We start from the raw sequence: 12,176 nt of genomic DNA, 5'->3' as shown, positions 1-12,176 counted from the left end.
GCCGCCGGCCCGGGCGGCGTCCACCAGGGCGGCGTGGCCGGGGCCGTCGAGCCGCCAGCTGACGGCCTCGCCGGGGCCGGCGTCGGTGCCGGCCCGGGCGCCGCCGGGCAGCACCGGGTCGGTGGCCGCGGCCCACCGGGGGCCGTGGAACCCGGCCGCCCGGGCGACGAGTTCGGGATCGGCGGCCGGCGCCCCGAAGGCCTCGCCACCCGCGGACAGAGCCGGCCCGCCACCCAGCGCGGCGGCGTACGCGGCGGCCAGGTCGGCGGCCAGCACGTCCTTGGAGTTGCCGTCGAACACCGCGTGGTGCGCCACCACCAGCAGCTCGGCGGCCCCGCCGGGCCGCTGGTGCAGGGTGAAGCGGGCGAGCGGCCCGGTGGCCAGGTCGAACGGGAGGGCGACCTCCTCGGCGAGCCGCTTGGCGAGCGCCTCGCCGGTGTCGGCGGCCGTGTCGACGACGTCGAGGGCGGGCGTCCGCCCGGCCGGGACCCGGCGCAGCCCGCCGTCCCGTTCCACCAGGGCCGAGCCGAGCGCCGGGTGGCGGGCGACGGTCGCGGCGACGGCCCGGCCCAGGGCGTCGGTGTCGATCCGGTCGAAGGCGAACCGCAGCGCGAGGTGGAAGACCTCGGGGACGTGGGTGAGCCGGTCGGTCAGCCAGATCCCGTACTGGGCGGCGGTGGCGGGCCCGCCGGGGTCCGTCGCGTGCGCTGGTTCCCCGGGGGTGGCTGCGGGGTCGGGCCGGCTGGGGGAGTCGGACATGGTGGGCTCGATTCGGGAGTCGGGGACGGAGCTGCGGGGCACCCGTCCGGGCGGTGGCCGTGGCGGCGCGGGCGGCGCGGCACGGTGCGGCTCGGACGGCGCGGCTGCCGAGGGTGGCCGGCCCGCCCCGAGGGCCGGTCGGCAGGGCGCTGTGGCACGGCCTGACCCGACTCCCAGGTTTCCCCCCTGATGCGTCAGGTGATCCGATCCTCTACCCCCGTACGAAGATCATTGGCCTGGACCTGCCGAGAGATTTCCACAGACCACATGCCTCGTCAAGGGTTGTCCACGACCTGGCCGGTGCCTGCCGACGGTTCGTCAACTACCTTCCCGGTCAAGGGGCCTGAGGTCTGACATGCACCGGTCGCAAGCGGGCCCGCAGGAGGGGGTGATTCCGGCCGAGTTGTCTGTACAGCTCTGGGTTCACTGTCCGTCATCGAGTCGCCATCGAACTCCCCGCTCCCGGCCATCTGGGGGCCTTACACATAACGGGTCTGGACCGAGAGGTCCGGCGATCCCCCCAGCCCTGTACAAGGAGCCACCCCCCGATGAGTCCGAAGCCCGAACTGTCGCGCCGCACCCTGCTCGGCGGCGCGGCGGCCGCCGCGGTGCTGTCCGCCCTCCCGCTGAGCGTGCGCGAGGCGCTCGCCGCACCGGCCCGGCCCGGCCGGCTGGCGGACATCCAGCACGTCGTGGTCTTCATGCAGGAGAACCGCTCCTTCGACCACTACTTCGGCACCCTGGCCGGCGTCCGCGGCTTCGGCGACCGGACGGCGGTGCGCGGCGTCAACGGCCGCTCGGTCTTCCACCAGCCGGACCCGGCCCGCAAGGAGGGCCACCTGCTGCCCTTCCCGATGAACGCCGCCCACACCAGCGCCTACCAGCAGGGCGCCCCCGCCTTCGGCTTCGTCGACTCGATGAAGGCGTGGAACGACGGCCTCGCCGACGGCTCGGTCACCCGGCGCTCCGGCGGCTGGCTCGGCCAGGGCTACTACGACGCCGCCGACATGCCGTTCTACCACGCGCTCGCCTCGGTGTTCACCACCTGTGACGCCTACTACGCGTCGGTGCAGTGCAACACCAACACCAACCGCGACCACCTGATGACCGGCACCAGCGGCGGCACCGTCCGGGACACCCCGGTCACCGACAACACCGAGATCCCGGCCGGCTACGAGTGGACCACCTACGCCGAGCGCCTGGAGAAGGCGGGCGTCAGCTGGCGGACCTACCAGGCGCTGGACAACTTCGACGACAACGCGCTCGCCTGGTTCGCGCCCTTCGTCAAGGCCAAGCCCGGCGAGCCGCTGTACGAGCGCGGCATCCGCGCGGTCGGCGACCCGGCGAAGAAGAACGATCCGTTCGCGATGGGCGACGCCCTGGTCGAGGCCTTCGCCGCCGACGTCCAGGCCGACAAGCTGCCGCAGGTCTCCTGGATCGTCGCCCCCGAGGCGCTCTCCGAGCACGCCAACTGGGCGCCGCCGAACGGCGAGCACCTCACCGCCCGGCTGCTGGCCGCGCTGGCGGCCAAGCCCGAGGTGTGGGAGAAGACCGTCTTCATCCTCAACTACGACGAGCACGGCGGCTTCTTCGACCACCACCTGCCGCCCGTCCCGCCGCTGGCCGCCGGCCGCGGCAAGTCCACCGTGCCGGTCGACGGCGAGGTGGTGGTCCGGGTGAGCAAGGGCGGCGCCACCTACCACCGGGTGGTCAGCCAGGACGGCAAGTACCGGGTGAAGGCCGCCGACGGCTCGCTGACCTGGTCCGACACCCTGCCCGCCGGGGAGAGCCTGGTCTCCGGCCCGTACCCGATGGGCCTCGGCGTCCGGGTGCCGATGGTCGTCGTCTCGCCCTGGACCCGCGGCGGCGTGGTCGACTCCACCGTCTACGACCACACCTCGGTGCTGCGCTTCCTGGAGCAGCGCTTCGGCGTCCAGGAGCCCAACATCAGCCCCTGGCGGCGGGCGGTCTGCGGCGACCTCACCAACGTCTTCGACTTCTCCGGCCGCGACCCGCGCTGGCCGCAGCTGCCGGACACCGCCGGCAACCGGCAGAAGGTCGTCGACACCGGCAAGCTGCCCGCCCCCACCGTGCCCAGCCCGCAGGTCTTCCCGCAGCAGCAGCGCGGCACCCGGGCCGCCCGCCCGGCGCCCTACGACCTGCTGGTCAAGCCGCGGCTCAAGGGCGACCAGCTGACCCTCGACCTCATCAACCAGGGCCGGCAGGCCGCCGTCTTCGCGGTCTACCCGGCGCCCGGCACCGCCCCCCGGCACTACACCGTCGGCGCCAAGTCCCGCCTCTCCGACGTCTGGACGGTCGGCCCGGACGGCTACGACCTGCGGGTGCACGGCCCGGCCGGCGCGCTCTGGCACCTGCGCGGCGACACCGCCTCGGCGTACGAGGTCTCGCTCTCCGAGGAGCAGGACGGCAAGGTGCTGGAGGTGGACGTGATCAACCGCTCGCGCACCGCGCAGACCTTCCTGGTCGGCGACCTGGCCTACGGCGACGGGCTGCGCGAGGTCCGGGTCGCGGCCGGGGACGACAAGACCGTCAACCTCAAGGTCGGCCCCGAGGGCTGGTACGACGTCGCGGTGAGCGTCCGCGGCGAGCTCGGCTTCCGCCGCCGGATCGCCGGGCGCTTCCCGTGGGACGGCGAGCACCTGCTCACCGACCCGGCGATGGGCCTGGCCGACCCGCTGGCCCTGGACGTCGCGCTCAAGGCCGCCTCGCCGACCATCGACGAGGCGATCCTGCTGCCCGGCCGCCCGGCCCGGGTCACCGCCCGCTTCACCGCCACCGCCGCGCTGACCGCCGTCGAGGCGCAGCCGGTGGTCCCAGCAGGCTGGACGGTCGCCGCCGTCACCGCGCCGCCCGCCGCGCTGGCCGCCGGGGCCACCGCCACCGCCGAGTGGGACGTCACCCCGCCCGCGCAGCTGCCGGACGGCGCCACCCACCGGATCCTGGTCACCGCCCGGGCGCAGGCCGGCGACCGGTTCGCGCTGGCCGACGGCGAACTCGCCGCCCGCACCGCGCCGGTGATGGCCGGCCACCTGCTCGGCGAGGACTTCGAGTCGCTGGCCGGGGCGCTCCAGCCGCTCGGCGGGGTGCTCGGCTGGACCGCCACGGCCCCGCAGGGCTGGTCGGTGGTCAACGCGCCGGCCATGCCGCAGGGCACCGTCCGGCTCCAGGGCTGGACCTTCCACACCAAGCGCGCCTGGTCCACCCCGGCCGGCCAGGACCGGGGCAACTTCACCCGCGGCCTCGGCGTCCTGGCGGTGGCCGACCCGGACGACTGGGACGACACCGGCTCGCCGTCCCGCAAGGGCGTCTTCGACTCGACCCTGGTCTCGCCCGCCGTGCCCGTCCCGGCCGGTGCGGCCACCCTGCACCTGGCCTTCGACTCGCACTACCGGCAGGAGGCCCCGCAGAAGGCCTCGGTCACCGCGGTCTTCGACAACGGCGCCGAGACCCGGCTGGTGTTCTACAGCTCCGACGCGACCGGCAACGACAACGCCGGCAAGGACGTCCAGAACGCCTTCGTCACCCGGCAGTTCGCCGTCCCGGCCGGCGTCCGGACGGTCACCCTGAAGTTCCGGATGTACGACGCCGGCAACAACTGGTACTGGGCCGTCGACCACGTCCGCCTGGACGTCAAGCCGATCACCGGCTGATCCGATGTGCCGCCCGCCCGTGCCCCCACCCCTCCGGGGGCGCGGGCGGGCCGCGCGCCCGGGGCGCACCGGGGAGCCGGGCGAGTGCCCCGCGCGCCGGTGCCGTGGGCCTTCCGGAGCGACGCCCCGGCGGACACCCTGGTGCGGCCGGTCCCGGGGCGCCACCGGCACCCACGGGAGCACCGGGAAACCGCAGGTCGACGGATGTACGCACACGAGGGGGCGCACCATGGGGGAGCTGGCGGCGGGCGGCAGAGTCGGGCGGCCGGGCTACGGGCCGGTGCCGTTCGAGGGCGGGTCGGGCCCGGTCACCGAGACGGTCCTGATCAGCGGCGAGACCTTCGGGCCGCGCGAGGTGACGGTCAGTGTGCGCGGCGGCCGCGCGTACTTCGAGGGGGACATCGACCTCGGCCCGATCGAGGAGCTGCGCGCGGCGGCCGCCGCCGGCGCCGACGGGCCCGAGGGCGCGGTGGTGGTGACCGGCGCGGGCGTGCGCTGGCCGGACGGCGTCGTCCCGTACGTCATCGACTCCTCGCTGACCAGCAGCACCACCGTGCCGGCCGCGATCCGGCACTGGAACGAGCGCACCCCGGTCCGGCTGGTGCCCCGGGACGCCCGGCGCCACCCCGACTACGTGCGGTTCACCGTCTCCACCGACCCCGGGGTGGGCGGCTCCTCCCCGGTCGGACACGGGCGCGGCGAGCGGCGGATCTCGATCAACCCGAGCGGCAGCAACACCGGGACGGTCATCCACGAGATAGGGCACAGCGTCGGCCTCTGGCACGAGCAGAGCCGCGAGGACCGGGACGCCTACGTCACCGTCCACCTGGAGAACGTGCAGCCCGGCCGGGAGGGCAACTTCAACCAGCACATCAGCGACGGCGACGACGTCGGCCCGTACGACTACGGCTCGATCATGCACTACCCCGCCGACGCCTTCACCAACGGCCACGGCGACACCATCGTGCCGCGCCGCCCGGGCGTGACCATCGGCCAGCGCACCACCCTCTCGCGCGGCGACGTCGAGGCCGCCTACGCGATGTACGCCCCGGACCCGCTGCCCGGCCCGGCGCTCGCCGAGGGCACCTGGCAGACCATCCGGTCCGGTCACCGGCTGGTCCCGCTGGTGGGCGGCCGGGTCCTGGACTGGGAGCCCGCGAGCGGCGGGTACCGGGTCTGGCGCTACGACCCGACGGCGACCGGCGACCCGTTCCCCGGCGACCCGGTGGCCGCCGGCACCTGGCAGACCATCCGGACCGGCCACGAGCTCCTCCCGCTCACCGCCGACCGGGTGCTGGACTGGGAACCGGCCACCGGCGGGTACCGGGTCTGGCGCTACGACCCGGCTGCCACCGGCGACCCGTTCCCCGGCGACCCGGTCGCCTCCGGCACCTGGCAGACCATCCGGTCCGGGCACCGGCTGCTCCCGCTGGTGGGCGGCCGCGTCCTGGACTGGGAGCCCGCGAGCGGCGGCTACCGGGTCTGGCGCTACGACCCGACGGCGACCGGCGACCCGTTCCCCGGCGACCCGGTGGTCTCCGGCACCTGGCGGACCATCCGGACCGGCCACGAGCTCGTCGCGCTCTCGGCGGACCGGGTGCTGGACTGGGAGCCCGCGAACGGCGGCTACCGGGTCTGGGCCTACGACCCGACGCTCACCGGCGCCGTCGACCCGCTGCCCGGCGCGCCCACCACCCGGGGCAGCTGGGCCTCGGTGCGCACCGGGCACGAGCTGCTGGTGCTGCCCGGCGGCGCGGCGGCGCTCGACTGGGAGGCGGGCAGCGGACACTTCCGGGTGTGGCGCATCAGGTGACGGAGCCGCTGACGGTCCGGATCACCGGCGGCCCCGCAGGCGGCCCCGGGACCGCCGGTGGCCCCGCGACCGCCGGTGCCGGTTGGTGGCTGGTGGTCCGGATCGTCGACGCGAGCCTCGCCGACGCCGCCACCCCCGTGCTCACCGCCGCCGTCCGCGCGGTCGACACGCCGGACGGCGCCGTGGTCGAGCTGGCGCGCCGAGGTCCAGGCGCACGCCCGCCGCCGTTCGGCCGGCGCGCCCGCGCCCGGCCCGCAGGAGCAGCTGCGGGTCGGCGACCTCTTCTCGACCGTCGCCGTCCCGCTGCCCGCCCCGCCGACGGGCGCCGGCCGCTGGGAGGTGGAGGTCCCGGTCCGCCCGGTCGGCGAGTGAGCCGATGGACGTCCCCACCGGAACCTCTCCACCGTCAAGTCTCTCGACCATCGAGAGATATGATCCGGGCTGTCCGTCACCCCCGCCCCTGTCCGGAGGGCGCCCGCCATGCCCGCTGACCGTCCCGCCCCCACCCCCGCGCCCGCGCGCCCCGCCGGCCGCCGCCGCGCCCGGCTGCTGGTCCCGCTCGCGCTGCTGGTCGTCTGGCTCGGCCTCGGCGGGGCCTTCGGCTCGTACGCCGGCCGGCTCGGCGAGGTCTCCACCAACGACCGGGCCGCCTTCCTGCCGCGCAGCGCCGAGTCCACCGAGACCGCCCGGCTCGGCGCCGGCTTCCGGGCCGGCGACACCCTGCCGCTGATCGTCGTCTGGGAGAGCCGGACCGGCCCCGTCGACGAGGCCCGCCGGGCCGCCGCCGAACAGGCCCTGCACGCCGCCGCCGCACTCCCCGGCGCCACCGGACGGGTCTCGCCCGCCGTCCCCGCCGCCGACGGACGGGCCCTGCAGGGCGTCGTCCAGCTCCGCGCCGACCTCGGCCGCGCGACCGGCGACACCGTCCACGCCGTCCGCGACCTCGCCACCCGGGTCCCCGACAGCACCGTCGGCCTGGCCGGACCGGCCGCGATCCTCACCGACCTCGGCGGCGCCTTCGCCGGCATCGACGGCCTGCTGCTCGGCGTGGCGCTCGGCGTCGTCCTGCTGATCCTGCTCGCCGTCTACCGCGCCGTGCTGCTGCCGCTGCTCGTCATCCTCGGCGCGGTCTTCGCCCTCGGCATCGCCTGCGCCCTGGTCTACCTGCTCGCCGACCACGGCCTGGTCACCGTGGACGGCCAGGTCCAGGGCCTGCTGTCGATCCTGGTCATCGGCGCCGCCACCGACTACGGACTGCTGCTCTCCGCCCGGTTCCGCGAGGAGCTCCACCTGCACGGCGACCGCTTCGCCGCGATGCGCACCGCCTGGCGGCAGTCGGTCGAGCCGATCACCGCCTCCGGCGCCACCGTCGCCCTCGGCCTGCTGGTGCTGCTGCTCTCCGACCTCACCAACAACCGGGCGCTCGGCCCGGTCGGCGCGATCGGCATCTGCTGCGCGGTGCTCTCCGCGCTCACCTTCCTGCCCGCCGCCCTGGTGCTGGCCGGCCGGGCCGCCTACTGGCCGGCCCGCCCCGCCGCCGACGGACGCGCGCCCGTGCACGCGGCCTGGGGGCGGGTCGCGGAACTGGTCGCCCGCCGCCCGCGCGCCCTGTGGGCGGGCTGCCTGGCCGGACTGCTCGCGCTGGCCGCGCTCGCCCCGACGCTGGACGCCGGCGGGGTCCCGCAGACCGAACTGTTCGTCAAGGCCCAGCCCTCGGTGGCCGGCCAGCGGCTGCTCTCCGCGCACTTCCCCGGCGGCAGCGGCAACCCCGCCGTGGTGATCGCCGCCGCCGGGCAGGCCGTCCACCACCAGCGGCGGGCCGCCCGGCGCCCCGGCGGTGGTGGTGGACGGCCGGATCCGGCTGGAGGCGACGCTCACCGACCCGGCCGACAGCGACGCGGCGATCGCCACGGTGCGCCGGCTGCGGCCGGCGGTGCACGAGGTGCCCGGCGCGGACGCGCTGGTCGGCGGGTACACCGCGCAGCAGGACGACACCCGCACCACCGCCGCCCGCGACCGCACCCTGATCACCCCCGTGGTGCTGCTCTGCGTGCTCGCCGTGCTGGTCCTGCTGCTGCGCTCGCTGCTCGCGCCGGTGCTGCTCGCCGCCACCGTCGCGCTCTCCTACCTGGCGACGCTCGGCGTCAGCGCGGTGGTCTTCCCGTACGTGTTCGGCTTCTCCGCCGTGGACCCCTCGGTGCCGCTGTACGGGTACGTGTTCCTGGTCGCGCTGGGCGTCGACTACAACATCTTCCTGATGACCCGGGTCCGCGAGGAGGCCCTGCGGGTCGGCACCCGCGAGGGAGTGCTGCGCGGGCTGACCGCCACCGGCGGGGTGATCACCTCGGCGGGCGTGGTGCTGGCCGCGACCTTCGCCGCGCTCGGCGTGATCCCGCTGGCCTTCCTCGCCCAGATCGCCTTCATCGTGGCGTTCGGCGTGCTGCTGGACACCCTGCTGGTGCGTTCGCTGCTGGTGCCCGCGCTGGTCCGGGACCTCGGCGACCGGGTCTGGTGGCCCGCCCGGACCGGCCGCTCGGCCGTCCGTCCGACGGCCCCGGAGCCGGCCGGCGAGCACGTCTGACCGGCCCGGTCCGGCCCGTTAGGCTGAACGGGTAAGCACACCGCCGTACGCGACCGGAGAAGACGCCTTGTCGGAGCAGCAGGGGGCACCGGTCGAACGGGAGCCGGGGCCGTCGCCACTGGACCTGGGCCTGGACCCGGACCGGGAGTCCGCCGGCACCCCGGCGCTCGGGCGGCTGCTCCAGGACCTCGCCTCCGAGATGCACCTGCTCGGCCACGGCTTCGCCGCCGCCAGCGGGCTGCACACCACCGACGTCCAGGCCCTGCTCGCGATCATGCGCGCGGCGCCGGGCGCGCCGGGCGGTGCGGGTGCGGCGGGCGCTGCAGGCACGGCGGGCGGGATCACGCCGGGGCGGCTCGGCGAGGAGCTCGGCCTCTCCTCGGGGGCCGTCACCGCCGTGCTGGACCGGCTGGAGCGGGCCGGCCACATCCGCCGCGCCCGGGACGCCGCCGACCGGCGCCTGGTCCTGGTGCACTACCTCCCCGGCGCCGGGCGGATGGCGGCCGACTGGTTCGCCCCGGTCGCCCGCCGGACCGAGGCGGTGCGCGCCGAGTTCTCCCCGGCCGAGCTGGCCGCCGTGGCCCGCTTCCTCGGCCGGGTCACCGGCGAGCTGGAGGAACTGCGCCGCTCCCGCTGACCGGGGCGCGCGGGGCGCTGTGTTGTCGGACGGCTGTTCGCCGGGACAGGCCCTTGGTCCCGGTTTTTCATCCCCTTGGCCCCTGGTGGATCGCCCGGTCGGGGGAGATGCTCCTGATACAACCGGTCGGACGTCAGGGCTCCGGTCGGACGGCGTTCGCGGACGAGGTGAACCGGCGTGCGGCATGCCACCGTCGAATCAGTGATGACCAGTCCCGTGGTCCGGGTCGCTCCCGAGACCGGCTTCCGGGAGATCGTCGCGCTGCTGACCGACTACGACATCACCGGCGTGCCGGTGGTGGACGCGGACGGCCGGCCGCTCGGCATCGTCTCGGAGGCGGACCTGCTGCTCACCCTGGCCGCCCAGGAGGACCAGGGGACCCTGCTGCCCCCGCCGGAGCTCTCCCGGACCGGCCCGGGCGGCGCCGTGACCGCCGCCGACCTGATGACCGGCCCGGCGGTCTGCACCACCCCCGGCACCAGCGTGGTGGCGGCGGCCCGGCTGATGAGCCGGCACGGGGTGAAGCGGCTGCCGGTGCTGGACGAGGACGGCCGGGTCTTCGCCATGGTCAGCCGGGGCGACCTGCTCCGGGTGTTCCTGCGCGAGGACCGGGCGATCCGCCGGGAGATCGTCGAGGAGGTGCTCGGCCGGGTCGAGGGCGTGAGCCCCGCCGAGGTGGGCGTCGAGGTCGAGCAGGGCCGGGTGGTGCTCAGCGGGACCGTGCCCGAGCCGCACCTCGTCCCGATCGTGCTGAACCTCTGCCGCTCGGTCGACGGCGTGGTGTCGGTGACCGACCGGCTGAGCGCGGAGACCTTCGGCGGCGAGGGCCCGCCGGACCAGGACCAGGACCAGGACCGGGACCCGGCCGACGACGGCGCGGGTGACGGGAGCGAGGGCGACGGCGGGGGCGTGCGCGCCGGGTCAGCGGACGGGCGCGCACCCCGACCGGGCCGCCGCGCGCGCCCGGCGGCCCGCCTGGACCCGGAGGATCCGGTTCGAATATCGCTCTGTGTGTCGGGTATATCACTCGACGTGTGCGGCGGTAGTGGGCCGCCGCGACGCCGGGCTCGGGGAGGCAGCCGTGGCCGTCGTGTTCGACGCCGACTTCACATCGACCAGCCAGTGGACCGCGGGGCGCAGCAGCGCCTATCCCCGGATGGGCCCGACCAACCGGGGCGACCACAAGCTCGACTTCCTCAGCCGCGCCTACTGCCCGGGCGGCGTCTTCGCCGCCACCCGGCGGCACGGCGGGGAGCTGTGGAGCTGCAACCTGCTGACCACCGAGGGCAGCCCGCAGGGCTTCCAGGTGCGCACCGGCGACGTCCTGACCGCGCGGGTCACCCTCCCCGTCGAGCTGGGGGCCTGGCCCGCGATCTGGACCTGGCGGGACGGCGGCAACGAGATCGACGTCTTCGAGTACCACCCCGACCAGCCGGACCTGCTGGAGATCTCCAACCACGTCCGGGGCGGCTACCGGTACTGGCACGGGGCCGAGGCCGGGATAGCCGCCGGCGCGACCTTCGACCTGCGGGCGGTGTTCGGCGCGCACTCGGTGGACTGGTTCGTCGACGACACCCTGGTCCACGCGGACCGGCGGGGCGTCGGCGCGGGCTGGCACGCCTACCTGATCGTCAACATCTCGGTCTCCGACGGCACCTACCACGACCGGCCGCCGGTCTACGGTCCGGACCGGCTCAGCTGGGTCTGCCACAGCCTCCGGGTGGAGCGGGGCGGCCCGTACGGCGGGTGATCAGCCGCGGTGGCGCGCGTGCTCGTCCCCGGGCGGCGGGAACATCGCCGTGATCAGGCCGCGCGGGCCGGAGCGCTGGAACCAGACCACCCGGCGGTGCGGGCCGATGTGCGCGGGGTGCGTCACGTACAGGTCGTCGTGCGGGGCGCCCTCGTTGCCGGGGGCGAGCGCGGCGTCCACGGCTTGGGCGGCGATGCCGCGCAGCAGCGCGTGGGCGGTCGCGGCGGCCGCGGCGGGCACGATGGCGAGGGCGGTGAGCTCGAACCAGAGCGCCGTCTCGACGTAGCTCACGGGGGAGTGGCGCAGGGCCGCGTGCGGCTGCCGGTCCTGGTAGTGGAGCAGTACCCCGGCCGCGACGAGCCGCTCGCGGTCGTCGGCCGGCGGGTGGTGGTTCATGGGGCGAACGGTACCCCGACCGGTGCGGGCGTTCGGCGGCCCGGGGCTTTCCCGGGTGGCCGGCCGCCCGCCCGCGTATGCTCCGGCTCCTTGTGCCGCTCGGTTCGATTCCTCGCGGGGCTCCGACCGCTTCCTCACGCCGCTCCGACCGGCGCGGGCGCACGATGGTGGTGAGGCACCGATCTCCCCGGCGCGGTCCGGCCGGGGCGGTGAGGAGGTCGTGATGAGGCACTGGTACGGCCATGGCTACGGCCATGGGATGAGCGCCTGGGGCATCGGCCTGCTGGCGTTCGGGATGCTGCTGGTCCTGCTGGCGCTGGTGGCGGTCGCGGTGTTCCTGGTCCGCCAGTCGCGGACGCCCGCGCCGCCGCCGAAGGGCCCGTGGGCCGGCGGCGGGCCGGTCGCACCGCACGCGCCGCCTCCGCCGCCCCCGCCGCTGCCCGAGCAGCTCCTGGCGGAGCGGTTCGCGCGGGGCGAGATCGACGCCGAGGAGTACCGGCCGGCGGAGCGGGCGGCGGCCCGGACCCCGGGCCGTGGCCCGCCGAACGCAGCACGTCCAGCCGGTGCCG

Annotated in this window: 8 protein-coding genes and 2 pseudogenes; 8 read left to right on the top strand and 2 right to left on the bottom strand. The window is 75.9% G+C overall.

Translation table 11 applies throughout. The features are described from left to right. Positions 1-759, bottom strand: a 759-nt coding sequence (locus AB0N76_RS37370; protein ID WP_363565178.1) for a condensation domain-containing protein, incomplete at its 3' end; no start/stop codon positions are given. Between the two features lie 548 nt (positions 760-1,307). Here AB0N76_RS37370 and AB0N76_RS37365 point away from each other — a divergent pair. The 7 genes and pseudogenes from AB0N76_RS37365 (at position 1,308) to AB0N76_RS37335 (ending at position 11,211) form a co-directional block, all read left to right on the top strand. Beyond that, complete coding sequence (locus AB0N76_RS37365; RefSeq protein WP_363565176.1) at positions 1,308-4,430, top strand: phosphocholine-specific phospholipase C; 3,123 nt, start codon at positions 1,308-1,310, stop codon at positions 4,428-4,430. Between the two features lie 229 nt (positions 4,431-4,659). Continuing rightward, positions 4,660-6,243, top strand: coding sequence for a M12 family metallopeptidase (locus AB0N76_RS37360; protein WP_363565174.1), 1,584 nt, complete (start codon positions 4,660-4,662; stop codon positions 6,241-6,243). Positions 6,244-6,300: 57 nt separating this feature from the next. After that, positions 6,301-6,615 (top strand): hypothetical protein, encoded by a 315-nt coding sequence (locus tag AB0N76_RS37355; protein WP_363565172.1) that lies wholly within the window; start codon positions 6,301-6,303, stop codon positions 6,613-6,615. 108 nt (positions 6,616-6,723) lie between these two features. After that, positions 6,724-8,824 (top strand): annotated as a pseudogene (locus AB0N76_RS37350) (MMPL family transporter). A gap of 67 nt (positions 8,825-8,891) precedes the next feature. Then, positions 8,892-9,461: a MarR family winged helix-turn-helix transcriptional regulator gene (locus tag AB0N76_RS37345; RefSeq protein ID WP_363565170.1), complete on the top strand. Its 570-nt coding sequence runs from the start codon at positions 8,892-8,894 to the stop codon at positions 9,459-9,461. A gap of 204 nt (positions 9,462-9,665) precedes the next feature. Further along, positions 9,666-10,253: pseudogene (locus AB0N76_RS37340) on the top strand (CBS domain-containing protein); the annotation flags it as partial. A 289-nt stretch (positions 10,254-10,542) separates the two neighbouring features. Beyond that, a complete protein-coding gene (locus AB0N76_RS37335) occupies positions 10,543-11,211 on the top strand; it encodes a beta-glucanase (RefSeq protein ID WP_363565168.1) in 669 nt (222 codons plus the stop codon). On the opposite strand, the gene AB0N76_RS37330 is transcribed toward AB0N76_RS37335, so the two are convergent. Further along, positions 11,212-11,607, bottom strand: a complete 396-nt coding sequence (locus AB0N76_RS37330) for a hypothetical protein (protein WP_363565166.1) — start codon at positions 11,605-11,607, stop codon at positions 11,212-11,214. Positions 11,608-11,830: 223 nt separating this feature from the next. Here AB0N76_RS37330 and AB0N76_RS37325 point away from each other — a divergent pair. Continuing rightward, positions 11,831-12,176, top strand: a 346-nt coding sequence (locus tag AB0N76_RS37325) for a hypothetical protein (protein ID WP_363565164.1), incomplete at its 3' end; no start/stop codon positions are given.

The organism is Kitasatospora sp. NPDC093806, from assembly GCF_040683335.1.
Taxonomy (GTDB): domain Bacteria; phylum Actinomycetota; class Actinomycetes; order Streptomycetales; family Streptomycetaceae; genus Kitasatospora.
Note: the sequence above shows the minus strand (reverse complement) of the source record. Positions and strands in the feature narration are given on the sequence as shown.